This window comes from Ruegeria sp. HKCCSP346, assembly GCF_017872595.1.
Lineage (GTDB): Bacteria > Pseudomonadota > Alphaproteobacteria > Rhodobacterales > Rhodobacteraceae > Ruegeria.
The window spans coordinates 167,345-193,645 of the sequence record NZ_JAEDOT010000005.1 but is presented as its reverse complement, the minus strand read 5'-3'; the positions used below and the strand labels follow the sequence as shown (position 1 = coordinate 193,645).

General features: G+C 58.8%; 25 protein-coding genes. 14 read left to right on the top strand and 11 right to left on the bottom strand.

The features are described from left to right. From I9185_RS15280 to I9185_RS15255, 6 genes are all read right to left on the bottom strand, one after another. Positions 1–942: a phosphotransferase gene (locus I9185_RS15280; RefSeq protein WP_210093474.1), complete on the bottom strand. Its 942-nt coding sequence runs from the start codon at positions 940–942 to the stop codon at positions 1–3. After that, a complete protein-coding gene (locus tag I9185_RS15275; protein WP_210093473.1) occupies positions 939–2,234 on the bottom strand; it encodes an aminotransferase class III-fold pyridoxal phosphate-dependent enzyme in 1,296 nt (431 codons plus the stop codon). Before I9185_RS15275 ends, I9185_RS15280 begins: the two co-directional genes overlap by 4 nt. 15 nt (positions 2,235–2,249) lie before the next feature. After that, a complete protein-coding gene (locus tag I9185_RS15270) occupies positions 2,250–3,734 on the bottom strand; it encodes an aldehyde dehydrogenase (RefSeq protein WP_210093472.1) in 1,485 nt (494 codons plus the stop codon). Positions 3,735–3,738: 4 nt separating this feature from the next. Continuing rightward, on the bottom strand, positions 3,739–5,259 hold the full coding sequence (locus I9185_RS15265) for a tripartite tricarboxylate transporter permease (RefSeq protein WP_210093471.1): 1,521 nt from the start codon (positions 5,257–5,259) through the stop codon (positions 3,739–3,741). A gap of 7 nt (positions 5,260–5,266) precedes the next feature. Further along, the gene (locus tag I9185_RS15260) at positions 5,267–5,803 is read right to left on the bottom strand and encodes a tripartite tricarboxylate transporter TctB family protein (RefSeq protein ID WP_152460588.1); all 537 of its coding nucleotides are present in this window, start codon (positions 5,801–5,803) and stop codon (positions 5,267–5,269) included. 63 nt (positions 5,804–5,866) lie between these two features. Beyond that, entirely contained in the window at positions 5,867–6,796 is a 930-nt protein-coding gene (locus I9185_RS15255) for a tripartite tricarboxylate transporter substrate binding protein (RefSeq protein WP_171724625.1), read from the bottom strand. A gap of 108 nt (positions 6,797–6,904) precedes the next feature. Between I9185_RS15255 and I9185_RS15250 the strand changes: the two genes are divergently transcribed. Together I9185_RS15250 and I9185_RS15245 are read left to right on the top strand one after the other, a co-directional pair. Beyond that, the gene (locus I9185_RS15250) at positions 6,905–7,684 is read left to right on the top strand and encodes an IclR family transcriptional regulator (RefSeq protein WP_171636532.1); all 780 of its coding nucleotides are present in this window, start codon (positions 6,905–6,907) and stop codon (positions 7,682–7,684) included. A gap of 34 nt (positions 7,685–7,718) precedes the next feature. Further along, entirely contained in the window at positions 7,719–9,071 is a 1,353-nt protein-coding gene (locus tag I9185_RS15245; RefSeq protein ID WP_210093470.1) for an aminotransferase class III-fold pyridoxal phosphate-dependent enzyme, read from the top strand. Positions 9,072–9,104: 33 nt separating this feature from the next. On the opposite strand, the gene hpaR is transcribed toward I9185_RS15245, so the two are convergent. After that, positions 9,105–9,545 (bottom strand): homoprotocatechuate degradation operon regulator HpaR, encoded by a 441-nt coding sequence (gene hpaR, locus I9185_RS15240; protein WP_171724623.1) that lies wholly within the window; start codon positions 9,543–9,545, stop codon positions 9,105–9,107. A 105-nt stretch (positions 9,546–9,650) separates the two neighbouring features. Between hpaR and I9185_RS15235 the strand changes: the two genes are divergently transcribed. Genes I9185_RS15235 through I9185_RS15205 form a run of 7 tightly spaced genes read left to right on the top strand, consistent with a single transcriptional unit; the run spans position 9,651 to position 16,629 of the window. After that, a complete protein-coding gene (locus I9185_RS15235; RefSeq protein ID WP_171229363.1) occupies positions 9,651–10,049 on the top strand; it encodes a 5-carboxymethyl-2-hydroxymuconate Delta-isomerase in 399 nt (132 codons plus the stop codon). Between the two features lie 3 nt (positions 10,050–10,052). Beyond that, positions 10,053–11,561: a 5-carboxymethyl-2-hydroxymuconate semialdehyde dehydrogenase gene (gene hpaE, locus I9185_RS15230; protein WP_171636526.1), complete on the top strand. Its 1,509-nt coding sequence runs from the start codon at positions 10,053–10,055 to the stop codon at positions 11,559–11,561. Positions 11,562–11,615: 54 nt separating this feature from the next. Further along, positions 11,616–12,458 (top strand): 3,4-dihydroxyphenylacetate 2,3-dioxygenase, encoded by an 843-nt coding sequence (gene hpaD, locus I9185_RS15225; RefSeq protein ID WP_171636524.1) that lies wholly within the window; start codon positions 11,616–11,618, stop codon positions 12,456–12,458. Positions 12,459–12,516: 58 nt separating this feature from the next. Then, on the top strand, positions 12,517–13,914 hold the full coding sequence (locus I9185_RS15220; RefSeq protein WP_210093469.1) for a pyridoxal-dependent decarboxylase: 1,398 nt from the start codon (positions 12,517–12,519) through the stop codon (positions 13,912–13,914). Continuing rightward, positions 13,911–14,765 (top strand): fumarylacetoacetate hydrolase family protein, encoded by an 855-nt coding sequence (locus I9185_RS15215; RefSeq protein WP_210093468.1) that lies wholly within the window; start codon positions 13,911–13,913, stop codon positions 14,763–14,765. Before I9185_RS15220 ends, I9185_RS15215 begins: the two co-directional genes overlap by 4 nt. Further along, positions 14,762–15,562, top strand: a complete 801-nt coding sequence (gene hpaH / locus I9185_RS15210; protein WP_210093467.1) for a 2-oxo-hept-4-ene-1,7-dioate hydratase — start codon at positions 14,762–14,764, stop codon at positions 15,560–15,562. The genes I9185_RS15215 and hpaH overlap by 4 nt, the downstream gene beginning before the upstream one ends. Positions 15,563–15,573: 11 nt before the next feature. Next, positions 15,574–16,629 carry an aldolase/citrate lyase family protein gene (locus I9185_RS15205; RefSeq protein WP_210093466.1) on the top strand — a complete coding sequence of 352 codons (1,056 nt, stop codon included), beginning with the start codon at positions 15,574–15,576 and terminating at the stop codon, positions 16,627–16,629. A gap of 99 nt (positions 16,630–16,728) precedes the next feature. Here I9185_RS15205 and I9185_RS15200 read toward each other — a convergent pair whose 3' ends face one another. From I9185_RS15200 to paaG, 4 genes are read right to left on the bottom strand one after another with little or no spacing between them, the layout of a single operon-like run. Continuing rightward, a complete protein-coding gene (locus tag I9185_RS15200) occupies positions 16,729–17,325 on the bottom strand; it encodes a TetR/AcrR family transcriptional regulator (protein WP_171636514.1) in 597 nt (198 codons plus the stop codon). Positions 17,326–17,328: 3 nt separating this feature from the next. Beyond that, positions 17,329–18,639 carry a phenylacetate--CoA ligase PaaK gene (gene paaK, locus I9185_RS15195; RefSeq protein ID WP_171636512.1) on the bottom strand — a complete coding sequence of 437 codons (1,311 nt, stop codon included), beginning with the start codon at positions 18,637–18,639 and terminating at the stop codon, positions 17,329–17,331. Positions 18,640–18,663: 24 nt separating this feature from the next. Further along, positions 18,664–19,089: a hydroxyphenylacetyl-CoA thioesterase PaaI gene (gene paaI / locus I9185_RS15190; protein WP_171636641.1), complete on the bottom strand. Its 426-nt coding sequence runs from the start codon at positions 19,087–19,089 to the stop codon at positions 18,664–18,666. Positions 19,090–19,091: 2 nt separating this feature from the next. Further along, entirely contained in the window at positions 19,092–19,877 is a 786-nt protein-coding gene (paaG, locus tag I9185_RS15185) for a 2-(1,2-epoxy-1,2-dihydrophenyl)acetyl-CoA isomerase PaaG (RefSeq protein ID WP_210093465.1), read from the bottom strand. A 103-nt stretch (positions 19,878–19,980) separates the two neighbouring features. On the opposite strand from paaG, the gene I9185_RS15180 reads away from it, so the two are divergent. The 5 genes from I9185_RS15180 to I9185_RS15160 all read left to right on the top strand — a co-directional run bounded on the left by I9185_RS15180 (position 19,981) and on the right by I9185_RS15160 (position 26,204). Next, entirely contained in the window at positions 19,981–22,014 is a 2,034-nt protein-coding gene (locus tag I9185_RS15180) for an FAD-dependent oxidoreductase (RefSeq protein ID WP_210093464.1), read from the top strand. Between the two features lie 70 nt (positions 22,015–22,084). Continuing rightward, the gene (locus tag I9185_RS15175) at positions 22,085–23,104 is read left to right on the top strand and encodes a TRAP transporter substrate-binding protein (protein WP_171636506.1); all 1,020 of its coding nucleotides are present in this window, start codon (positions 22,085–22,087) and stop codon (positions 23,102–23,104) included. 57 nt (positions 23,105–23,161) lie between these two features. Beyond that, positions 23,162–23,665, top strand: a complete 504-nt coding sequence (locus I9185_RS15170) for a TRAP transporter small permease subunit (RefSeq protein ID WP_210093463.1) — start codon at positions 23,162–23,164, stop codon at positions 23,663–23,665. Next, on the top strand, positions 23,665–25,017 hold the full coding sequence (locus tag I9185_RS15165) for a TRAP transporter large permease (protein WP_171636504.1): 1,353 nt from the start codon (positions 23,665–23,667) through the stop codon (positions 25,015–25,017). Before I9185_RS15170 ends, I9185_RS15165 begins: the two co-directional genes overlap by 1 nt. Further along, the gene (locus I9185_RS15160) at positions 25,017–26,204 is read left to right on the top strand and encodes a cytochrome P450 (RefSeq protein ID WP_210093462.1); all 1,188 of its coding nucleotides are present in this window, start codon (positions 25,017–25,019) and stop codon (positions 26,202–26,204) included. Before I9185_RS15165 ends, I9185_RS15160 begins: the two co-directional genes overlap by 1 nt. Positions 26,205–26,301 lie beyond the last annotated feature (97 nt).

Sequence of the window (26,301 nt, the reverse complement as noted above, 5' to 3'; positions counted from 1 at the left end):
CTAGATGTGCTGTTGAAGGTATTGGGACATCAACGCCCGGGCGGTTTCAATGAACCGCTCATTGCGTAAGCCCGATCCATCTTCGTTCAGTCGGGATGCAACCCATCCCACATAGGTTACGGCGCGCAGTGCCATGAACAGGTCGAGTTGTTGGGTACAGATCGTTCGTTCAGATCGATACCCCGCCAGCAAAGCACCGCGCAGCCGGTTGAAATCAGGTTCGTGCAGGTTCTTGAGAAGCGTCGTTGAGATATCAAACAGGCGAAAACCGAACCCGGCATCGTCGAAGTCAATCAGCCACAGTTTGTCACCGTCAACCATGACGTTTTCGCGGACAAGATCGGCGTGGATCAGCCCGTAATCCAACTGATTTTCCACGCGCCGAAGGTCACGATCTGCGATATCCCGAAACGCCAGGAAAAGGGCCCGGTCCGTTTTTCCAAGCGTTGGGTTTTCCCAGAAACGACCCCAGACAGGGGCGGCTCCAAGCAGCCCGCTGCGATCCCATGACCAACGCACGAAGCCCTGAGGGGGTGCCCATTGGTCGCTGATGTGGTGCAGCCGTGCCATTTCCCGGCCAATTGAACAAAAGACGCCTGTCCGGTCCTGATGCGTCAAAGCCTTTTCGGTCGCACCCAGAGGGCGGCCCGGCAGCCAGTCGAGCATGTCGACCTGAATGTCGTCCACCAGATGCAGATAGCGCCCATCCGCGGCCGCGACGGGCGTTGGAACCCGGACCCCGTTTTTGCCGAGAACGGCCATCCACTGTAGCTCTGACCGGAGTTCGGCATCCGTTCGCAAGCCCTTGCGATGCAGTCTCAGGGCATAGGCGGTCTGGCCTACCTGAACGCGATAGACACGGTTTTCCCGAGCCGCCACGAGAGACGCCTGGCCATCAGCCAGCCCCCAAAGGGACAGCGCATGTTCCACGATCTGCTTCATGCGACCCGTGGCGTTTCCGCCAACACGTCGTCCAGCGTGTCGAAAAGAAGATCCGCGTTTTCGACAGAGAATGGCATGGGTGGGCGAATTTTCAGAGTATTCTTGTGACGCCCAAGCTTGGAGTGAATGATCCCGCGCTGGCGCATGGCGTTGATGATACGGTCAGTGAATTCACCGGCGGGTTCCTTGCTGTCGTGATCAAGGACCATTTCAGCCCCGAATATCAGCCCCGAGCCGCGTATGTCTCCGATGACGTCATACTTTTCTTTCAAAATGTTCAGCCGTTTTCGCGCGTGGTCGCCAACGGATCTGGCATGTGCGACCAGGCTATGGTCTTCGATCTCTTCCAAAACCGCCATCGCGGCAGCACAGGAAACAGGGTTTCCGCCAAACGTGTTGAAGTACCGATATCCCTTGCGGAATGCCGAAATGATCTCGGAACCTGTGACCACGCCGCCCACCGGATGGCCGTTGGCCATGGGTTTGCCCAAGGTCATGACATCCGGCACAACGCCCAACTTCTGATGCGCCCACATGTGGGTGCCGGTTCGGCCAAAGCCTGATTGCACCTCGTCGCAGATCAACAGGCCCCCGGCCTGGCGCACGACCTTGGCCGTGGGTGCCAGCCAACCGTCCGGTTTGTCAGGAAACCCCTCGTTCAGGAAATAAGGGCAGAGGATCAATGCGGCAAAACCGATGCCGGCCTTTTCGTGTTCCGCAATCTGTTCCGCCACCGCATCGGCGAATTTTGACCCGTCCGGGTCGGGATGGCGATAGCTGTCGGGCGCGCTGACAAAGCGGAAGTACCGGCCCAGACCGAAGCCGACTGTCGGGATGTTCGATCTGCTCAACTGGCTGACCAGCGCGGTATTGCCGTGATAGGTGGCGTCGGTGCCAATGATCCCTCGTTTTCCGGTCATCGCCTCGGCCATTCGCAGAGCAATGTCATTTGCCTCGGAGCCGGTACAGGTGAGGATGGCCGAATCCAGGGATTCGTCCATCGTTCCGGTCAGTTTTTCCACATAGTCCAGAATCCCGTCATGCAGATACCGGGTGTGCGTGTTGAGTGTGCGCGCCTGACGACAGATCGCCTCGACCACGCGCGGGTTGCAATGCCCCACATGAGGCACGTTGTTGTAGCAATCCAGATATTTGCGCCCGTCCGCATCCCACAGCCAGACGCCTTCCCCTTTCACGAAATGAACGGGTTCGTCATAGAAGGTCGATACATTGGGCCCCAGCAACCGGGCCCTGCGTTCAATGAGTTCCACAGATTTCGCTGAAAGGGTCATGCGGGCGGCCTTTTCTCAGAGTTTTATCCATGCGGTTTTCAGATCGAAGTATTTCTCGATCGCGTGCAGCGATTTGTCGTGCCCGTTTCCGGACTGGCGAACGCCGCCCAGCGGAACGGTCAGGTCGGCACCGCCATATGTATTGACATGCACAACGCCGGCGCGAATGCCGCCCACCATGCGATGCGCGCGGCTGAGGTTCGAGGTCCAGACACCACCGGCCAGCCCATAAACGGTGGCATTGGCAAGGCGCAGCGCTTCGTCTTCGTCCGCAAAGGGTGTGACGGCCAGAACAGGGCCAAAGACCTCATTTTGGAACAGGGTGTCGGTCTCTTTCACGTTGGCCATTACGGTCGGCGCCATGTAATAGCCTCCGGTCTTTGTCAGGATGCGGTTTCCGCCGGTACGGCGCTCGGCGCCTTCGGCCTCGGCCTTGGTGACGAAATCCAGATTGGCCTGAAGCTCTGGCAGGCTGTGGACCGCACCGATCTGGCTGTTCAGATCCAGCGGGTCGCCGACGCGAAAGCCTTCGGCGTGGCGGCTGATCTCGGTCACGAAGTCCTCGTAGATCTCTTGCTGGACCAACAGGCGCGATCCGGCGACGCAGACCTGACCAGAGTTGCGGAAGATGCCCGCCGCGGAAACCTTGGCCGCTTCGGCCAGATCAGGGGCGTCGGCAAAAACGATGTTCGGGGATTTGCCGCCCAGTTCAAGATAGCAGCGTTTCAGGTTCGACCGCGCCGAATACTCCAGCAGCCGCCGCCCGGTTGTACCCGACCCGGTAAACACCATGATGTCGACATCCATCGACAGGGCCAGCGCCTCACCCACGACCGAGCCACGCCCGGTCACGACGTTGAACACCCCATCGGGCACTCCGGCTTCCGCGGCAAGCTCGGCAATCTTGAGCAGGCTGAGTGAGGCGCTTTCGGCAGGTTTCAGCACGACGGAATTGCCTGCGGCCAGTGCCGGTGCAATTTTCCAGCTGCCGATCATCAGTGGAAAGTTCCAGGGCACGATGGCCCCGACAACCCCGGCCGGAGCGTTATGCACAAGACCCAGGACGTCACCGCTTGTCGGGGCGATTTGTCCGTAGATCTTGTCGATCGCCTCGGCATAGTACCGGAAAGTGGCCGCCGCCGAGAGCGCCTCGGCCTTGTAGGCCATGGTGATTTCGGTTCCGTTGTCGCGCACGCCCAGCACGGCCAGTTCAAGCGCGCGGGCTTCAATCAGGTCGGCCAGCTTCAGAAGCACTTTCTTGCGGCCGGCAGGGGCCATGCGCGACCATCGCCCGTCCTCGAAAGCACTGCGTGCCGCGCGCACGGCCATGTCGACATCGGCCGGTGTGCCTTCGGCGATCAGCGCCAGAGGTTGGCCGTTGATCGGAGACAGAACCTGATGCCGGGCCCCGGTTTCGCCATCCTGACTGCGGCCGTTTATGAAATGCCCGCGCGGAGCAATGTCCTGCGCACGCAGCGCATCAATCGAGGATTGGTCCATGGGGTTATCCTTGCTGAGTTGAGTCTTCGTCGAGAACCGGCTGCGGTCTGATACGTTCCTTGTGTTCCTTGATCAGCGAGCGAACGTGCAGCAGAAGGATCCCGAGGATCATGATGAAAAGCATTGCGGCAATCGGTCGGTCGATGAAATCAAATGGCGACTTCACCCGCGCCATGGCGCTGCGCAGTTTGACTTCCATGATCCCGCCCAGAACCATGCCCAGAATGATCGGAACAATGGGCAGGTTCAGGCGCTTCAGGATCAGCCCGAACACGCCGAACCCGGCGGCAATAGCGCAGTCCGTGACTGAGTTGCGCAGGCTGAATACCCCGACAAAGGACAGCGTCAGGATCATGATCCCCAGAAAGCGCGTCGGGATCTGAATGATCTTCAGCAGCAGGTTGGTCGAGAACAAAAGAAAGACCAGAACAATCACGTTGAGCAGGATCAGCGACATGTACAGCGCCATGACAAAATCCATCTGATCGGCAAAAAGCTGCGGTCCGGGGATCACGTTGTGAACGTAGAAGACGGACAGCATCATCGCGGTCAGCGCCTCGCCCGGAATACCCAGCGCCAGCAGTGGAATCATCGCGGCCCCGGGAACGGCATTGTTGGCCGCCTCGGACGCCACCAGACCTTCGGGTGACCCATCGCCGAATTTGTCCGGGTCCTCAGAGGTTTTCTGTGCGTATGTGTATGACAGGAACTGTGATGTGAATTCGCCTGTGCCCGGTATCATGCCCATGAGCACACCCAGCGATGACGAAACCGTCGCGATGCGTTTCAGGCCCAGCAGCTCTTTGAGGCCCGCGAAGATGCTGCCGCGCACATGGGCTTCGCCCGGCGCGTGTTCTTTGTCGACCAGCAACAGCAGCGCCTGACTGATGGCGAACAGCCCAAGAACGACCACGATCAGATCGACACCTGACGAAAGCCAGGTTTGGTCAAAGGTGAAACGTTTGGTGTATTTGACGGGTTCCAGACCGACGGTGCTGAGGAAGATGCCGAAGAACGCCAGCATCGCGGCCGAGAAGGTTTGCCCGCGATGGGCCAGGATCACCAGAAGGATGCCCATGAGTGCGGCCAGAAAAATCTCGCGGCTGCCGAAATGCGGGGCAACCCAGGCCAATACGGGCGACAGGATGATCAGACAGAGGATCGAGAAGATGCCGCCGAAAAACGACGCTGAATAGGCCAGCGACAGGGCCCGGTGGCCCTCGCCGCGCTTGGTCATGGGATAGCCGTCATAGGTGGTCAGTGCGTTGACGGCCGTACCGGGCGTGTTGATCAGGATGGCGGGGATTGCGCCGCCATACATGGACGACCCGTAGATGCCCAACAGAAGGGTCAGGCCGACGATGGGCTCGAACGCGAAGGTGGCGGGCAGCAGGATGGCAATTGCGACAGCGGCGCCGACGCCGGGCAACGCGCCGATGATGACCCCGCCCACCGATCCGATGATCAGTGCCACGATGACCTGCCACTGTGCCAGAATTGCAAAGCCGGAAATCAGATTGTCCATCTTGGCCTCACAAATAGGTCAGCGCAAAGGCGCGCAGCCCGTCGGGCAGATATTCGTATATCCGACCCGCAGGAATGTTCACCTGAAGCAACGCGCGGAAAACGACTGCCACGACCGCGCCGAAGCCAAGTGCAACGCAAAAAGCCCCGGGCAATCGAAACCCCAATCGTATCGTCAGCAGGGCTGCAAAAAGCATGGTCGATGGCAGGTATCCAAGCCACGGAACCGCCACGACATAGATCAGGAAGTAGGCAACGTATTCGAGGGACATCAACCAGAACGTCACCTCTCGCAACCGTCCGGGAATGCGTGGGGACAGGAAGGAGCCCAGCAAGTGGAGGCCGCTGAACAAAACCATGCCCCAGATCGCGATCTTGGGCCAAAGGGCGGGCTGGGCAAACCACTTGGTTCGTTTGACGGCCTGAGTCTCAGCGCCGATCTGGCTGAGAAGGAACAGGGAGAAGCCGAAGAAAAGGAAGGCAAAGACAATATCGCCAGGACGTCGATACCGTCGGAACATGTCTTGCAGCGTCTTTGCTATCATCTTGGCCTCCTGTTTGAATCAAACAGACCCGGCGTTGTTCGATCTGGCCGGGCCTGTTTCGGATTATTCGCCCAGAATCTCTTCGATCTTGGCGAAAGAGGCTTTGTCCTGCTCGATCTGAGCATTCGAAGCGTCCGGGTCCTGCCAGTAGATCAGGGCGCCCGTTTCCTCAGCCAGCTTTTTGGCCTTGTCCGAGGACAACGCTTTCTGCGCGGCAGCCGAGATCTTTTCACGCGCGTCGGCGGGCGTGTCCTTGTGCACGAACAGCCCGTTCCAAAGGGCCAATGGCAGATCCGGATTGAGTTCCACGATCGTCGGCGTATCCGGAACCAGTGAAATCCGCTCGCCGCCGATGCTGGCAAGGACGTTCACCTGATCAAGGCAGGGAAGGATAAGCTGTAGCGTCGTATTGATGACATCCACGTCGCCTGAGGCCAGCGTGTTGCAATCCAGGGCGTCGAAAGCCGCTTCGCTGGCAAAGTCGAACCCGCTGCTGACCGCAGCTGCAAATGTGACCTGAGTGGGGGGCAGAACCGATCCGAAATGGCCAAGCGCTACGTCATTTTCCTTGCCGTGTTCGGCCAGTTCTTCCCAGCTTGAAAACGGCGCGTCTTTGCTGGCCGCGATGACGAAGGGATAGGTCAGGAAGATACCAATTGGATCAAAAGGATTCGGGTTGAGTTCGGGAATTCCGATTTCGGGGCCGATGACAGGTACGCCGATGACGAATGAGCCGATGGTGTAGCCATCCGCCGGAGCGGTTGCCACCTCGACCGCGCCGGGGAATGGGCCGCCTCCGCCGCCGGGTTTGTTCACGACAGCGGCAGGCACACCGTACATGGCCTGGAATTCGTCGGCGATCATCCGGGTAAGGACATCTTCCAGATCACCCGGAGGCCAGGGGACGACAAAACTTACCGGCTTTTCAGGGTATTCAGCCAGTGCGGCAGTGGCCGAAGCCGCAAAAGCGGCGGCTGTTAGAAATTTCTTCATTGACACCTCCCGATACTGGTTCATTAATTGAACCGCGTTAACAATAATAATGTTGCTTTGTTAAGTTAGTTCTGTCAAGTAATACCTGAGCAAGAGGACCACACGCACATGGGTACAGCCCTTAACGCCTTAAAAATGCTGGACTACTTTTCCAATGCCCGCCCAGAGATCGGGTTGAGTCACCTTGCGAGGTTGTCCGGGCTGAACAAAGCAACGGCATTGCGTCACCTGCGCGCGCTTGAGGAGTTCGGGTTGATCGAACAGAATCCGATGACGAAATCCTATGCGATCGGGCCGGCGGCTTTGCGTTTGGCCGCGCTGCGAGAGATCGCCAGGCCCGGCATTGAGGGCGCGCGCCAAAAGATGCAGGCCGCTATGCAGGTGGTCGGTGAATCCCTGCATCTGTCTTTGCTTGAGAAAACGGGGTTGCAGACGGCGCTTGTGGTGGAAACAACGCAGCACAGTGTCCGCGTCAGTCTGGATCCCAGCGAGATGCTTCCGCTCAATGCAACGGCATCAGGTCTTTGCATGCTCAGTTTCGGGCCGGCTCACCTTTTGGAGCAGTTGGATCAGCACGTGCAGGCACGGTTTACGCAAGCGACGCTTACTGATCCGAAGCTTATCAGGGAACGGGTCGCAAAGATCAGAGTTTCAGGCTGGGCCGACAGCCGTGGCAGTTACGAAGAAGGTGTTTTTGGATATGCCGCGCCGATCTTCGGCATCGATCAGGTCGCATTGGGAACCATCGCGATAGCTGTCCCGGAAACCCGGGCAACCAGCGACCGCCTTCCGGCAATACTGTCCACGTTGCATTCACTTTCGGTTGATCTGACTGCTGGTTTTGGCGGCCAGTTGCCCGACTCCTTTCCAACCGGATTCCACCCGTGACCCGGGGCGGATTCAATACTCGGAGACCCGCGACATGAAAGACTCCAACTTTCTGAAGGAAAACAACGCCCGGTATTTCTGGCACCCGATGGCGCACCCCGCCGACAGCCGGAAGAACCCGCCGACCATTCTCAGCGGTGGTGAAGGGGTCAACATCACTGATATCGATGGTCACACGGCGCTGGACGCCGTAGGGGGGCTGTGGAACGTCAATCTGGGCTATTCCTGTGAACCGGTGAAACAGGCCATAGCGGATCAGCTGAACGCGCTGCCCTATTACTCGACCTTTCGCGGCACCAGCAACGACAAGGCGATCGAGCTGTCCTATGAGCTGGCCCAGTTCTTCGAGGCCGACGGGCTGACCCGTTCATTCTTTACGTCGGGCGGGTCGGATTCCGTCGAAACTGCGCTGAAGCTTGCGCGTCAATATCACAAGGTTCGGGGTGAAGCAGGGCGCACCAAGTTCATCAGCCTGAAGCAGGGTTATCACGGCACCCATTTTGCCGCCGCTTCCGTCAACGGCAACCAGAAATTCCGCGCGGTGTATGAGCCGATGATGCCCGGCTGTTTTCACGTGCCGGCGCCGTGGACCTATCGCAACCCGTTTGACGAAACCGACCCCGAGCGTCTGGCGCAGCTTTGCGTCAAGGCGCTTGAGGCCGAGATCGCTTTTCAAGGTGCAAACACTGTTGCCGCCTTCATCATGGAGCCGGTGTTGGGCGCGGGCGGTGTGATCCCGCCACACAAGAGCTTCATGCCCATGGTGGGCGAGGTCTGTTCGAAACATGGCATCCTGCTGATCTCGGACGAGATCATCACCGCTTTTGGTCGCACCGGCAGCGAAAGCGGTGCGCGGCACTGGGGTGTTCAGCCCGATATCATGACGACGGCCAAGGCGATCACCAACGGGTATTTCCCTTTTGGCGCGGCCATGATTTCCGGTGCGGTCGCTGAGGTATTTGAAAGCGATACCACGGGCCTGGCATCCGTGGATCAGGGGTACACCTATTCTGGCCATCCGGTCGGGGCGGCCGCGGCCTTGGCCGCCCTGTCCGAGATCAACCGGCTGAGGATCTGGGAAAACGCTGCTGCGCGTGGGGATGAGTTGTTTGACGGCTTGCAAAAGCTGGCCGACAAGCATGACGCTATCGGGGACGTGCGGGGCGGCGAGGGACTGATGTGCGCATTGGAACTGGTTTCGGACCGGGCGACCAAGGCGCCTGTCGCAAAACACCTGCCGCTTCAGGTTCAGAAAGCCGCATATGAAGATGGCGTGATGGTGCGTGTGTCTGGCAACAACATCATTCTATCGCCGCCGCTGATCGTCACTTCGGAAGATGTGGCCAAAATTCTGTCGGCGCTGGATACCGGTCTTGCCACTTTGTAGGCGGTTGAACGACCCCTTCGGAACCTGGCGGGGTCAGACTTTGATAGCTTGCAGATCCTCGAGCAGGTCCAGCAACTGATCCAGTTTCTCCTTGCCCATCTGCGCTTCGATATTGCTGGAGATCGCAAGTGAAGTGGCCAGGTTTTCCCTGAGGATGGTGCGGCCTGCTTCGGTGATCTTGACCATGGTGCGGCGTTTGTCTTCGCTATCCTGACGGCGGGTAATCTGGCCGTCAGCCTCCATCGTGCGCAAAATGCGGGTCACGCTGGGCAGCAACAGGCACGCCTCGTGCGCGATGGTGCTTTGCTCCACTTCGCCCAACTCGTCCAGAACACGCAGGATGCGCCATTTCTGCTCGGTCAGTTGAATGCCTTGCAGCATATCCCGGATCGGAGCCATGACGGTTTCGCGGGCACGCAGCAACGCGATCGGAAGGGACCGGGCAGTGCTTTTGGAGTGGCTTTGAGTGTTCATGCGGCCTTCTAGAACGCCGTTTTGGGAATTGCAAAGATTAACAAAGCAATCTCTTGACAGGGGGTGCATTAAAAACTAAACATGTTAACTAATAAAGGAGAGACCATGCCTCACTTCCACGTCGAATATTCCGGCAATCTTGAAGACAGGATCGACATGGATGGCCTGTGCGAGTGCATTCGGTCAACGGCGGCCGGGATCGAGACCTTTCCCATGCCCGGCATTCGTGTGCGCGCGACACGGGTCGATCATTACGCCATAGCGGACGGCAACCCGGCGCATGGGTTCATTGACATCTCGATCCGCCTGCGGGCAGGCCGATCCGCGGATGTCAAGGAAGATGCGACACAGCGCATATTCGAGGCGGTCAAAACATATCTGGCGCCGGTTTTTTCACAGCATTCCATCGCGCTCTCGCTTGAGATGCGTGACATCGACCCCAAGCTGTCGCCCAAGGCCGGTACGATCCGCGACCACCTGTCGGCGACCACGCAGGAGACCTGACGCATGAGCGCACTGGACACAAACATCGAAAAGCTGAACGGCTTTCTGGACCGGTTCCGGGAAACGGGCATCCACAACCGTATAGCGGGTGAAGACCGGGACGGATCCGCCGGAGTGTTTCAGTCGGTCTCACCCGTCGACAAATCCGTGATCTGTGATGTTGCCCATGGCACGGCAGATGACATCGACGCGGCAGCCAAGGCCGCCCACGCAGCCTTTGCGGAGTGGCGAGACATGCCCGCCACCCAACGCCGTCGCATCTTGTTGAATGTGGCTGATGCCATTGAAGCGCGCGCCGAGGAAATTGCACTGTGCGAGTGCTGGGACACGGGGCAGACCCTGCGTTTCATGTCAAAGGCAGCTTTGCGCGGGGCAGAGAACTTCCGGTATTTCGCGGATCAGGTGATTCAGGCGCGGGATGGGCAGCACCTGAAGTCTCCGACGCTGATGAATGTGACGACCCGTGTGCCGATTGGCCCGGTTGGCGTGATTACCCCGTGGAACACGCCGTTCATGCTGTCGACCTGGAAGATAGCACCGGCCCTGGCTGCGGGTTGCACGGTGGTTCACAAACCCGCCGAGGATTCCCCTCTGACGGCCCGTCTTCTGGTGGAAATCGCCGAGCAGGCAGGGCTGCCCAAAGGTGTGCTGAATACGGTCAACGGGTTTGGCCCCGACGCTGGCAAGGCTTTGTGCGAGCATGCGCTGATCAAGGCCATTGCCTTTGTGGGCGAAAGCCGTACCGGCAGTCTGATCGTCAAGCAAGGCGCAGATTCCCATAAGCGCAACCATTTGGAACTGGGTGGAAAAAACCCGGTTGTCGTGTTTGATGATGCGGATCTGGACCGTGCTTTGGATGCCGTGATCTTCATGATCTATTCGATCAATGGCGAGCGCTGCACCTCGTCTTCGCGGCTTTTGGTGCAGGACACGATCAAGGAAGACTTCGAAGCCAGATTGATTGAGCGCGTCAACAACATCAAGGTGGGGCACCCCTTGGACCCCGAGACCGAGATCGGGCCGTTGGTGACCGAAGAACACTACACCAAGGTCACGAGCTATTTCGACATCGCCAAGGAAGATGGCGCAACTGTCGCCGCTGGCGGCGTCACGGTGGGGGATGCGGGCTATTTCGTCCGGCCGACCCTGTTCACCAATGCCACCAACCAGATGCGCATTGCGCGTGAAGAGATATTTGGCCCTGTCCTGACCTCGATCCCGTTCTCGACCGAGGATGAGGCGCTGGAGATCGCCAACGACACGCCATATGGCCTGACCGGCTATGTCTGGACCAATGATCTGACCCGCGCGCTTCGGTTCACAGACAGGCTGGAGGCTGGAATGATCTGGGTGAATTCCGAGAACGTGCGTCACCTGCCCACGCCGTTCGGTGGGGTCAAGGCGTCCGGCATTGGCCGGGATGGCGGCGACTGGAGCTTTGAATTCTATATGGAACAGAAACATATCGGCTTTGCCACCGGTCAGCACAAGATCATGCAGTTGGGTAAATAGATCACGTAGGCCGACCCCGGCTGGGGCAAGCCCATTACACGAGGAGGAATTGCCATGGGAAAGATAGTACAGGCCGCAAAGATCACGCATGTACCCAGCATCTGGATGTCCCACACGATGCAAAAGTACAAGGGCATCCGGCAATCCGCCATTGATGGATATGCACGCCTGCGTCAGGACGCGATCGACCGCGGGGTCGAGACGTTCATCGTGTTCGACACCCATTGGATCACCAATCAAGGGTTTCACCTGAACACGAAGGAACATCACAAGGGCCGGTTCATAAGTCACGAACTGCCGCATATGTTGGCGGATATGGAGTTCGACTATCGCGGCGATCATGAACTTGGGGAAACCATCCTTGACGTTCTGCGCGAACGGGGAGAGCGGGCGCTGGGCCATTCGCACCCCGACATGGGCATGGAATACGGCACCCTGCTGCCGATGCATTTCATCAATGATGGCGTGAATGCCCGGGTTTTGCCGGTGGCGGTCAATCAATTCTCGTCGATTGCGGAAAACCGGGCCTGGGGCGAGGCCATTGCCGAGGGTATCCGACGTTCGGACCGCAATGTATCCATTCTGGCGTCCGGCTCGCTCAGCCACGACTTTACGCCGAATGAACGCTCGGTCGACGGGCTGAATGCCGTGAATGGCGAGTTCAACCGCCAGATGGACATGCGCGTTCTTGAGCTGTGGCAGCAGGGCCGATTTGAAGAGTTTCTGGAAATGCTGCCGGACTATGCAAAAAAATGCACCGGTGAATGCGCCATGAATGACACTGCTTTGCTGTTTGGTGCGTTGGGGTGGGGAAGCTACAAGGGTGAGATCGACATTTACACCCCGTATTTCGGCAGCTCTGGCACCGGTCAGGCCAATGTCAGCTTTTCGGTGTGACGCACGCAACGGAACAAAAGGGTTTGGCGGTGATCCCGTCACAAAGGAAAGTCAGCAGATGAACTGGGACACGTTTTCGCATTGGGGTCAGCACATCTCGAAGTGGGCGGCGGATTATCACAAGACACTTGCTGAACGTCCCGTGCGGGCGCAGACCGCGCCGGGGGAAATCGCGGCCCAGCTTGTTGCAACTCCACCCGAGACAGGCGAGCCGATGGACGCCATCATGGCCGATTTCGAACGGATCGTGATGCCGGGCATCACCCATTGGCAGCATCCGCGCTTTTTTGCGTATTTCCCGGCCAACGCTGCACCCCCGTCCATGTTGGCCGAGATGCTGGTGACGACCATCGCGGCCCAATGCATGTTGTGGCAGACCTCGCCTGCCGCGACCGAGGTCGAGGGCGTCATGGTCGACTGGCTGCGGCAGGCCGTCGGATTGCCCGAGGGTATGACCGGCGTCATACAGGACAGCGCCTCTTCGGCCACCTTGTCGGCGGTACTGACCATGCGGGAACGGGCCACCGGCTTTACCGGCAACCGGGAAGGCCTGAACGCCAAGGGGGCGCTGCGGATCTATTGTTCCGATCAGGTGCATTCGTCGATTGACCGGGCATGCTGGGTTGCCGGGATCGGTCAGGACAATCTGGTCAAGTTGCCCACGCAGGGGCCGAATTTCGGGATTGTTCCCTCGGCGCTTGAGGCCGCCATTATGAATGACGTCGCCGCCGGACATATCCCGGCCGGGATTGTTGCAATTACCGGTGGCACAGGTGTGGGGGCCTGCGATGATCTGATGGCCGTGGCTGATATCGCCCAAAAATACGACCTCTACACCCATCTTGACGCCGCCTGGGCGGGTTCGGCCATGATCTGCCCCGAATTCCGCAGGGCTTTGTGGCAGGGCGCCGACCGCTATGACAGCATCGTCTTCAACCCGCACAAGTGGATGGGTGCGCAATTCGATTGTGCGATCCAGTTCCTGAGGGACGCCACGCCGCAGCTCGATACTCTTAAAATCGAGCCGGAATACCTCAAGACGACCGGAGCCGAGGTGACGAATTACTCGGAGTGGACCATCCCGCTGGGCCGCAGGTTCCGGGCGTTGAAAATCTGGTTCCTGTTGCGGTCATACGGGTTGGAGGGATTGCGCGAACGGATCCGCAACCATGTGGCATGGGCCGGTGAACTGGCGGAAAAGATTGGTGCGATCGAGGGGTTCGAGATCACAACCGGCCCTATCCTCAGCCTGTTTTCCTTCCGCTGCCCAGGGGACGATGCTCAGCAGCAGCGTCTGGTGGACGCGCTGAATGACGATGGCCGGATTTACCTGACGCAGGGCATGTTCGACGGCCGCAAGATCATCCGCTTTCAGGTCGGGCAGTTCGATACCACCCGCGACGACGTGTTGATGGCTGCGGACGTGATCCGGGACGTGTGGGAGACTATGAAATGAGGTTTGCCACTTTCGTATCGGGCGAAGAACGTTTCTTCGGGGCAATCACCGACGGTGGTGCCATTGCCTTGAACCAGGAATTCCCGGAACACGACAGCCTTTATGAGGTGATCGCGGCCGGGGCGTTCGATCAACTGGCAGAGGCGGCCGGGGGGAAACCTGTCACCCATCCCGATTTCATCTACGACATGGTGATGCCGGACGCGCGACGTATCCTTTGCGTCGGGGTGAACTTTCCTGACCGGAACGCAGAATACAAAGATGGCAGCGCGCAGCCGAAATACATGTCTCTGTTCCCGCGTTTCGCCAGTGGATTTACCGGCCATGAGCGGCCTCTGATCCGCCCGCCGGAAAACCACACGCTGGATTACGAAGGCGAAGTGGCCATCGTGATTGGCAAGGCTGGCCGCCGCATTCCACAGGAAGACGCGTATGATCACATCGCCGCGCTGACGTTGTGCAATGAGGGAACCATTCGAGACTGGGTTCGGCACGCCAAGTTCAATGTCACACAAGGCAAGAACTGGGACAGGTCCGGGGCCATTGGCCCGTGGCTGGTTCCGTTCACGGATGTGGCTCAGCTGGATGAGGCGCGTCTTCAAACCCGCGTGAATGGCGAGCTGCGACAGGATGATACGCTGAACCGCATGATGTTCCCGATCCGGCGCGAGATCGAATATATCTCGACTTTCATGACGCTTCAGCCCGGCGATATCATTGTGACCGGTACACCGACTGGGGCGGGCGCGCGGTTCGACCCGCCAAAATACCTGGCACCCGGTGATGTGGTCGAGGTCTCGGTCGACGGTATCGGTATTCTGCGAAACACGGTTGAGGATGAAATAGTATGACGCCTGAAGACCATGCGCGCGCGGCCGCTGACCTTTTGCAGGCGGAACGAACGCATCAGCAGATTGGCCTGCTCAGCCTGCGCCACCCCGAGATGGGCATGGATGACGCTTACGAGGTGCAGAACGCCATCTCTCGCCAGAAACTGTCCGAAGGGCGCAAGGTGATCGGGTGGAAGATCGGCCTGACTTCGAAAGCCATGCAATACGCGTTGAACATCGATATTCCTGACAGTGGAATTCTGTTTGACGACATGGTGTTTGCACAGGGTGCCACCGTTCCGGCCGGGCGTTTCATTCAGCCGCGGATTGAGGCCGAAATTGCCTTTGTCATGAAATCGGCCATAGGCGGGGAAAACGTGTCCCGCGCAGATATCATCGCGGCGACGGATTATGTCGCGCCGTCCATCGAAATTCTGGATACGCGGATTCAACGGGTGGATCCCGAAACCGGCGCGGTCCGCACGGTTTTTGACACGATCAGTGACAATGCCGCCAATGCCGGTATCGTTTTGGGCAACGATCGCCACAGGGTGGATGCCTTTGATCTGCGATGGGTTGGCGCGCTGACCTTCCGCAATGGCGAGATCGAAGAAACCGGTCTGGGTGCGGGGGTGCTGAACGATCCGGTCGAAAGCGTCGTGTGGCTGGCGCGTCGCATGGCGCAATACGGTCAGAGCATCGCGCCGGGCCAGGTCGTTCTGTCCGGCAGCTTCATCCGCCCGGTCGAATGCCCCCTGGGAACAGAAATCCACGCGGATTTCGGGCCGTTCGGCTCAGTCGATATCAATTTCGCCTGAAAGGAGTGCCAATGCCTGCGCCAATCAATTCGTTCAAGGCCGCGCTGAGGGCGGGAACCCCTTTGATCGGGTGTTGGGTTGGGCTGGCCAATGCCTATACAGCCGAGATCGCCGCAACGGCGCAGTTTGACTGGCTGCTGGTTGACGGAGAGCATGCACCAAACGATCTGCGCTCGATCCTCGAGCAGGTGAGGGTGATTGAAGGATCTGGCAGTACACCCGTCGCCCGCCTGCCGATTGGCGAGACCTGGATGATCAAGCAATATCTTGATGCCGGTGTGCAGAACATTCTGGTGCCGATGGTGGAAAGCGGCGATCAGGCGCGCGAACTGGTGCGGGCCGTGCAGTATCCACCCCGTGGCGTTCGGGGCGTAGGTTCCGCTTTGGCGCGGGCCTCGCGTTTTGCGGCTATCCCGGATTATCTGAAAACGGCGGACGAGCAGATCTGTCTTTTGGTGCAGGTCGAAAACAGGCTTGGGCTGGAGGCGCTGGACGACATACTGGCGACCGACGTCGATGGGGTGTTCGTCGGCCCGTCGGATCTGGCCGCAGATATGGGCCATATCGGCGATGCCGGGCACCCGGACGTGATCGCGGCCGTTCTTGATGCGATCCGGCGCATCGTTGCGGCAGGCAAGCCGGCAGGGATATTGTCACTGGACCCGGTCATGCAGCGAAAATGCCTGGATCTGGGGGCAACATTCGTGGCCACGGACATCGATGTGACTTTGTTCGCCAAGGCAATCCGGGCCGCTGCTACTGATGGGCTCAGCCTGCTGCCCGATCAGGTGGCTTCGGGAATCGCACAGACAGGCGCGGCGTCGAAATACCTGCAACAGCTTTGCAAACACTGGTCGCGCAAGGCTCAGGTAACATTTGATGAAACGCAAGGCAGCGTGAGCTTTCCGGACGGGAACCGCGTCACGCTTTCGGCAGGTGATACCAGCCTGACCGTAACCGCCGCCACCCGGGCGCGCGGTGATCTGGCCCGATGGCAACAGGTCATCGAGGCTCATCTGGCGCGTTTTGCGTTTCGGGAAGAGTTCCGCATTGATTGGTCAGGATGAGGAAAACACGTTGCGGCCCTGAATCCGGCTCTGTGGCAACAGGACAAAGGCAGGCACACCTGCGTTGGATTTGAAACGGTTTTGCCCGAAAGGCCACAACTAGAGCTTGTGGATACCATGGACGGTCAGCGTACTGACCAGATCGGCATAGTCTTCGCGGGCTTTGGGGCCCGCGCCGGTGTTCCACATGTAATACCAGTTCAGCATCCCAAAAACTGACATCGTGGTGCCGCGCAGCTTGTCCTTGTCATCATTGAAGGCTGTCGGGGCCAGCTCTTTCAGGATGTCGCGCACAAAATTTACCAATTCCAGCTGATACCCGCGCAGAAGTTTCTGCTGTTCCTCGGTCAAGGCGCTCATGCCGCTGATCTGCACCCGGTGTTCGTCATCTGCGCCTTGATAGGCAAACAGGATTTCGCGCACCGCTTTCCGCAGCTTCTGTTCAGACGTAAGACCGTTCAGATCCACATTGCAGATACGGTCGCGAAGCTCGCGCAGGTAGGTTTCAAGGATGTCATACAAGATGGCATCCTTGCTGTCGTAATAGTGGTAGATGTTTGCCTTGGAAATCCCGCACTCTTTTGCCAACAGGGTCATCGAGGCGCGATCAAACCCTTGGTCGGCGAACACTTTGGCGGCCATTTTCAGGATTTGCTTCCGCTTCTGGTCGTGATCTTTGGCGATTGTACGGGCCACGGCTTATTCCTTATCGCGATTGTCGACGACGCGCTTCGCCTTGCCCTGAGAGCGTTCGACGTCGCCGGGGTCACCTACAACAATTTCCGTTGAGACGCCAACGACGTCCTTGATCCGCTTGGTCAGCATCCGTGCCGCGGCCGTCTTGGACAGTTCGTCGGTGGAATCCGGGGACGATTCAACATAAACCCGCATGGCGTCCATGCGGCCAGATTTGTACAGCTCTATCTGATAATAAGGGGCAAGGCCCCCCGTCGCCATGACCTGTTCTTCAATCTGGCTGGGAAAGACGTTGACCCCGCGCAGGATCATCATGTCGTCGCTGCGACCGGTGATTTTGGCCATCCGGCGCATGGATCGTGCTGTCCCCGGCAGCAGGCAGGTCAGATCGCGCGTGCGATAGCGGATCATCGGCAAACCTTCCTTGGTCAGGGTCGTGAACACCAACTCGCCGGTTTCGCCATCGGGCAGGACCTCTCCGGTCGTGGGATCAATGATTTCAGGCAGGAAGTGATCTTCCCAGATCACCGGGCCATCCTTGGTTTCAACGCATTCATTGGCCACCCCGGGCCCCATGATTTCGGACAGGCCATAGATGTCGACCGCATGCATATCAAACGCATCCTCGACTTCGGCGCGCATGGCGTCCGTCCAGGGCTCGGCACCGAACACGCCAACCTTCAGCGAGCTTTCACGCGGGTCGAGCCCGGCCTTGTGGAACTGTTCAAGGATATTGAGCATATAGGAAGGTGTAACCATGATCCCGTCGGGCCGGAAATCGTTGATCAGGTTGACTTGCTTTTCGGTTTGCCCGCCGGACATGGGGACGACGGTCGCGCCAAGCCGCTCGATCCCGTAATGTGCGCCAAGACCGCCGGTGAACAACCCGTAACCATAGGCATTGTGCACCATGTCCCCCTTGCGCAACCCCGATGCGCGCAGGGACCTTGCGCCCAGATCCGCCCAATTGTCGATGTCGTTTTTCGTGTAGCCCACCACCGTCGGCTTGCCCGTCGTACCGGACGAGGCGTGCAGACGAATGATCTGGCTGCGTGGAACGGCGAACAGGCCGAACGGATAGTTGTCACGCAGATCATTCTTGTACGTGAACGGAAACTTCGCCAGATCCGAAAGCTGCTGAAGATCGTCGGGATGCACACCGGATTCGTCAAACCGTTGCTTGTACATCGGAACGTTCTCGTAGGCGTGGCGAACGGACCATTTGAGGCGTTCAAGCTGCGTCGCGCGGATTTCGTCGATCGAGGCGATCTCGATCGGGTCCAGATCCGCTTTGTTTGGGGAAAGGTCTTCCATCGCGTCACTCCTCCAGTCGCGAAGCTATTCCTGAAAATTCTGCCCGCCGACCGCGCGGGACATTCCGCGAAACTCGGCGATCAGGGTGTTGTCTTGGTTGGTGACGTGCACGTCATAGATGCCACTGCGGCCGGTGACGGCAACCTCTGTCGCGGTTGCGGTCAGATGGTCCCCTTTTTTTCCGGGCGCGAGGTAGCTCATCATTGTATGCTGGCCGACGGTTGCCACGTTGCGGCTGTTGCAGGCGAAGGCAAAGGCGCTGTCGGCCAGGGCATGAGTGACGCCCCCGTGGCAAATGCCGTGCCCGTTGCAGTGATGGTCCCCGACTGTCAGGGTCAGAACTGCACGGCCTTCGTCGACTTCGACCAGATCCATCCCGAACCATTTGCTGGCTTGGTCATTTGCCCACATCGCTTCAGCGGATTTCGTGGCACGTTCCTTGGGTGTCATCATCAGCATCCCTGGAAATTCGGTGTCCGCTTTTCAAGAAAACTGGATACGCCTTCGGCGTAATCCGCGCTTTCCCCGCAGGTCTTCATTGCGTCTGCTTCGATCTCAAGCTGATCCGAGAGCGACGTGGTGGCAGCGGTTTGAATGCACTGTTTTGTCAGCCCGAGCCCGAGGGTTGGGCCGTTTGCCAATTGCGCGGCAAGTGCGCGCGCTTCGGTCATCAATTGATCATCGGCCACCGCCTTCCAGATCAGCCCCCAATCTTCGGCTTGCTTGGCCGGAAGGGGTTGAGCTGTCAGGGCCAGCCCCTTGGCGCGCGCCTCGCCCAACAGGCGCGGCAAGTGCCAACTGCCGCCCGTGTCGGGAATCAGGCCCACCTTGGAAAAGCTCTGAATGAATTTTGCACTTTCCGCGGCCAGAACCATATCACAGGCCAGCGCCAGATTTGCACCCGCCCCGGCGGCTACTCCGTTCACGGCGCAGATCACCGGGATATTCACTGACCGGATCAACCGGACAAGAGGGGCATAGAATCTGCGTACCGTTTTGCTTAAATCCGGCGGGCCATCCATTTTCGACGGGTCGCGATCGCCGAGGTCCTGACCGGCACAAAAGCCTCGTCCGGCACCGGTCAGCAATATCGCGCGGGCCCCGCCGTCGCGCGCGGCTTTCAGCGCATCCTGAAGCGCCAGGTGCATTTCTTCATTGAACGAGTTCAGCTTGTCCGGGCGGTTCAGGGTGATTTCGGCCCAGTTCCCGTTGTCTTGTACAAGAATCGTATCGCTCATGACTGTCTCATCTGGTCTCGTTTCAACTTAATCATTGCATTAACCGAACGGTTGGTCAATATATAAACCCGAACCGAATCTGAACCGATCAAAGGGATTGCAAATGTCGCAGTCGTCGCTGGTGAGCGTTGAATTTAAGGGCGACGTGGCGTGGGTCACCATTGGCAACCCGCCGGTAAACGCGACGTCGACAGGAGTTCGCCAAGGGCTGTCTGACGCCGTTGATGCGGTCAAGGGGGCGCGGGTGGCGGTGCTGTGTTGCGCTGGAAAAACCTTTGTCGCAGGCGGCGACATGTCCGAATTCGATGCGCCGCCGGTCGAGCCGCACTTGCCCGACGTGGTTCAGAAAATCGAAGACAGCGAGGTTCCGTTCATTGCCTGCATGCATGGCAACGTGCTGGGTGGTGGGTTCGAAATCGCCATGGCCTGTGCGTGGCGGATCGCAGCGCCGGGAACGGGTTTTGGCCTGCCGGAAGTCAATGTGGGCTTGATCCCCGGGGCAGGGGGCACACAACGATTGCCGCGTCTTGTCGGGATGCAGGCTGCAATTGACATGGCTTGTTCGGGCAAAATTTTCAAGGCAGAGACACTGGCCGAGCTTGGCGGCGTCGACCGCATCGCCGAAGACCCCAGGGCTGCTGTCCTGGAGTTGATTGCCGACCTGCCCGAACGCCCAATACCTGTCAGCCAGCGTGCTGTGGCGGAATTTTCGCCGGATCTGTTGGAGACGAGCCGCGAGGCTTTGAAGAAACGCGCTAAGGGTCAGAGATCACCGTTGGAAAACCTGACGGCGCTTGGTTGGTCGGTTGAGCCATTTGCCACCGCACAACCGAAAGAGCGCGCGCGCCATCTGGAGTTGCGCCAAAGCCCGGAAAGCCGCGCTTTGCGCTACGCGTTTTTTGCTGAGCGGGCCGTGTCCAAACCTTCTTTGATCAAAGACGTGGCCGTCCGAGACATAACACGGATCGCCGTTGTTGGAGGTGGGTTGATGGGGGCAGGGATCGCAACTGCCGCCCTGAACGGCGGGCTGTCCGTGACGTTGATCGAGCGAGACGCTGACGCCGCGGCCGCAGCGCACAATCGGGTTGCGGGTCTGCTGCAAGGCGCGGTCAAGAGAGGCAAGATGTCCGAGGCGCAGCTTCGGGATCGCCTTGCTGCGTTTCGTGCGGTGAACAGTTATGCAGACGCTGCGGATGCCGAACTGGCGATCGAGGCCGTCTTTGAAGACCTGTCCGTCAAGCAACAGGTATTTGACGAGCTGGCAAGCCATATGAGCAGCGATGCGATTTTGGCCACCAATACGTCCTATCTGGACCCGCGCGAAATTTTCGCGGACGTCGGCAATCAGTCCCGATGCATCGGGCTGCATTTCTTCAGCCCGGCCCATGTCATGAAGTTGCTCGAGGTCGTGGTAGCTCCGCAAACCTCTGCTGAAGTGGTCGCAACCGCGGTCGCGCTTGGGAAGAAGCTTCGCAAGGTTTCGGTGCTGTCGGGTATCTGCGATGGGTTCATTGGCAACCGCATGTTGGCCGCCTATCGGCGCGCGGCCGATTATCTGCTGGCAGATGGGGCGCTTCCCTATCAGGTGGACCGTGCAATGCGGGCGTTCGGGATGCCCATGGGGCCTTACGAGCTTCAGGATCTGACCGGTCTTCAAATTGCCTGGGCGAACCGCAAACGCAATGCCGCCAACCGCGACCCGAACGAACGTTATGTCACCATCGCGGACCAGCTTTGTCAGCGTGAGCGTTTCGGCCAGCGTGTCGGCAAAGGGTGGTACCGCTACGAAGAGGGCAGTCGTAATCCGGTTCGGGATCCCGAAGTTGAGGCATTGATCGAAGCTTATTCCGACCAGCAGGGCATCACCCGCAGGGATTTTTCGGACGAGGAAATCTGTTCGCGGTTGCTGGCGGTCTTGGCCAACGAGGGCGCTTTGATCATTGAAGAGGGGATCGCGGAAAACGCCGAAGCTGTCGATATGGTTCAAATCCATGGATATGGCTTTCCCCGCTGGAGAGGAGGACCGATGAACTATTGCAACGAAATCGGCATCAGCCGGTGCGCTGCAAATATGCTAACCGTAGTGAAAGAAAGCCCAGGTTCGTGGCGCCTCGCGGGCCAATTGGAAAACAATTAACATGTTGATGGTTACAAAAGTGACCATTAACGCATTCTCGAGTCATGTTTCACAGGGAGGAGACAAAACCATGAAGTTCACCAAGTTGAGCACTCTTTTGGCCTCGGCCGCGCTGGCTGTTTCGGGCACAGTGGCGCTGGCGGCGGATTATACGCTGACGATTTCCAGCTGGGCACCGCCGACCCACGGCATCAACGCGAAGATGTGGCCGAAATTCGTGGAAATGGTCGAAGAAGCCACCGACGGCAAAGTCACTGCTGAACTGAAGCTGGGAATTGCCCCGCCGCCGGCGCAGATGGATCTGATCATGGATGGCGCGGCGGATGCGTCGATCATCTTCCATGGTTACCAGCCCGGTCGTTTCGTCACCACCAAGATGATTGAGCTGCCCGGATATGAGGGCTCGGCCGAAGCGGCCTCGGTCGCGTATTGGCGTACATACGACAAGTATCTCAAGGCAGCGGACGAACATCGCGGTGTGAAAGTGATCGCCCTGCACACACACGGCCCGGCACAGCTTCATTCCAGCAGCTCCGTGACCAACCTCGACGAGGTATCAGGCCTCAAGGTGCGTATCCCGGGTGGTGTGGGCGGAGATGTCGGCACGGCGCTGGGCGCAACCGGAATCCAGGTTCCCGCGCCGAAAGTATACGAGACACTCGCGTCGAAAGCTGCTGATGGTGTGGTTATGCCATTTGAATCCCGTAAGGGTTTCAAGCTGACTGAAGTGGCGCAGAACGTATATGAAGTTCCGGGTGGCCTGTATCGCGGTTCATTTGCGTTCATCATGAACGAAGACACTTTTGCGGATCTTCCCGCCGATGTGCAGGCCGCTTTGGAAGAAAAGGTCTTCGGCGAACCGCTGAGCCGCGAAATCGGTAAAATCTGGGATGAGATCGACGCGATCGGCCGTGAGGCGACCGAACAGACCGAGGGCAACGCGATCAATGCAGCCTCTGCTGAAGATCTTGAAAAGTTCAACGCGATCGCTGCCGATGTGCGTGCCAAGGTCATCGAAGAGGTCAATGGCACCGGTGTTGATGCGCAAGCCGCTTATGACATGATCGTTAACGAAATGGCTGCCCAGTAACACAGCCCGGCTGGCGGGGTTGACCCGCCAGCCATCTTCACCCGTTGGGGGCCAATCATGCAATCTATCGTGACCTTCGCGCGTCGCGTCAGTATCATTCCGACGGTGCTGGCCTGTGTGGCGCTGTTCATCCTGATGGTGATGACCTTTTTTGACGTCATCCTACGCTCAGTCTTCAATGCTCCGATCGAGGCGGCAACCGAACTGACGCGGATTCTGATGGCGATCCTTGTGTTCTCGGTTCTGCCGATGATTTCGGCCGGGAAAGGGCAAATCGCCGTTGACCTGACCGATGGGTTTTTTTCCCGCCTGCGGCTGAGCAGGGCACGCGATGCAATTGTCTATCTGGTGTCTGGCATCATGCTGATCTGGCCGATTCAGCGCGTTTGGGTTCTGGCTGAACGTGCACGGGATTACGGGGACGTCACCGAATACCTGTCGATCCCTGTCTTCTATGTCGGCTGGTTCATCGCCGCCTTCACTGCAATAACGGCCGTTGCGATGGTCATCACCGGTCTTTTGCACATTTTTGCCCCCCAAACCTTGTCGGAGCACGCCTGATGACTGCCGCACTGATCGGTTTCGCCCTTGTCCTGGTTCTTGTGTTGGTACGCTTGCCCATTGTGTTTGCGATGGGCCTCGTGGGGACGCTTGGGTTCGCATATGAACGCGGTGGCAGCATCCTGTCCGAGCGCGGGCTGAAGGCCGCCATGTCGATGGTGGGTCGCCAGATTACCGATACGGCACAGGACTATGGCCTTTCGGTCGTGCCACTGTTCATCCTCATGGGTCTGTTCGTGAACAAGGGCGGGCTCGCGCGCGAATTATACGCGGTTTCAAACGCCTTCCTGGGCCACTTCCGAGGTGGTATCGCCATGGCGACGGTTGCCGCGTGCGGCGGCTTTTCGGCCATTTGCGGTTCCTCGCTGGCAACGGCTGCGACCATGTCCAAAGTCGCGATGCCCGAGATGCGCCGGTACCGCTACGCGGATGAGTTGTCGACCGCGTCGATTGCCGCCGGTGGCACGCTGGGTATCCTGATCCCACCGTCGGTCATTTTGGTGATCTACGGCCTGTTGACCGAAACATCGATCGGCAAACTCTTCGTTGCGGGCATAATTCCCGGTGTACTTGGTATCCTCTTCTATCTGTTCGCCGTGCGCTGGACCGTTTGGCGCAGGCCCGAGGCCGGCCCCGCCGGTGAACGCCACGGCTGGGGCGAACGCCTGTCGGCCCTGCGCTCGGTCTGGGCGGTGTTGCTGTTGTTCTTCCTGGTGATCGGCGGCTTGTACGGAGTGTTCGATTTCCATCCTTTGAACCTGACCTTCAGCCCGACCGAAGCCGCTGGTATGGGCGCGATGGGGGCGTTCCTGATCGCATTGTCGCGCGGCGGGCTGACCCTAAGATCGACCTTTGAAGTGCTGAAGGAAACCAGCTTCACCGCCGCAGCGCTGTTCTCGGTTCTGATCGGCGCGCAGATCTTCTCGAATTTCATCAACCTGGCCGGTCTGCCCGAAGCATTGATCGCCCTGGTCACCGCATATGAGGTGGAGCCCTTCGTCGTGATCCTGATGATCCTCGGGATCTACATCATTCTGGGATGCGTCTTTGAATCGCTGTCGATGCTGTTGCTGACGGTTCCGATCTTTTTCCCTCTGGTCACGTCATTGGGATACGATCCGATCTGGTTCGGCATCGTTGTCGTCGTCGTGACCGAGATCAGTTTGATCACGCCGCCCGTGGGTCTGAACGTGTTCATTCTGAAAGGCGTGGTCGGGGACGTATCGACCGGAACAATCTTCAAGGGGGTCACACCGTTCTGGGTGGCAGACATCTTCCGTCTGGCTCTGATCGTTCTGGTGCCTTGGCTGGTTCTGGTCCTTCCCGAACAAATGGGAGCGATGGGTCACTAATGTTCTCTCTGACTGCGCTTTCGGACGGGTTTCATGCGGATCCCTATCCAACCTACGCCGCGTTGCGCGAAGACACGCCCGTCTGCTGGCAGCCCGATGGTTCGGTGGTCCTGTCGCGGTATGACGATCTGGATCTGGTGTACCGGGATACCGAGCGTTTCATTTCGGATAAAAAGGCGGTTTTCGGCCCCAAATACGGTATCGATAGCCCGCTGTACGAACACCATACCACCAGCCTTGTGTTCAACGATCCGCCCCTGCATACCCGCGTCCGCAAGGTCATGGTCGGCGCTATGAACCCACGGGCGCTGGCGCAGATGGAACCGGGCCTGATTGAACTTGTGGATGGGCTGCTGGACGAGATGCAGGCCAAGGGCTCGGTAGAGTTGATCGAGGATTTCGCCGGTGCCATCCCGATCGAGATCATCGGCAACCTGCTTGGCATTCCCAGATCGGAACGTAGCCCTTTGCGGGATTGGTCTTTGGCTATTCTGGGCGCTTTGGAACCCCAATTGACGCCCGAGCAGGAAGAGTGGGGCAACCGGTCGGTATCTGATTTCAAGGACTATCTTCGGCATGTCATAGAAGATCGCCGGGCCAACCCCGGAGATCCTGCGACGGATGTCCTGACACGGTTGATGCAGGATGACACCGATGGTGGCTTGACCGAGGTCGAGCTGTACCAGAACTGCATCTTCATTCTGAATGCAGGGCACGAGACCACCACCAACCTGATCGGCAACGCATTGGAACTGTTGGAACGGCACCGCGACAAGCGGGCCGATCTTCTGGCCAATCCGGATCTGATCAACACGGCAGTGGACGAGTTTCTGCGGCTGGAAAGCCCAAATCAGTTTGGCAATCGTCTGACCACCGAAGATGTAACGTTCCACGGTCAGACCATTCCGGCAGGTACGGACATTCACCTGTGTATCGGCGCGGCCAATCGCGATCCGCGGCAGTTTGAACAACCTAATGAGGTTATATTGGATCGGCGCCCCAACAAGCATCACGCGTTTGCCGGAGGTCCCCATACCTGCGTCGGCCTGACCCTGGCCCGTATGGAGGGGCGCGTGGCCGTCGGACGGTTTCTTGCGCGATTCCCGACCTATCGCATCACTGACGGCGCCGAACGGGGCGGGCGCATCCGGTTTCGGGGTTTCGCGCGACTGCCAGCGCAAGTCTGAGATGTGCGGTTTGGGTGACAATTCGCCAATTTATTGACCGACCGTACGGTTTATATTATGATTTCGTGAGACGGGCATATGGCCGCGCGAAGTTCAC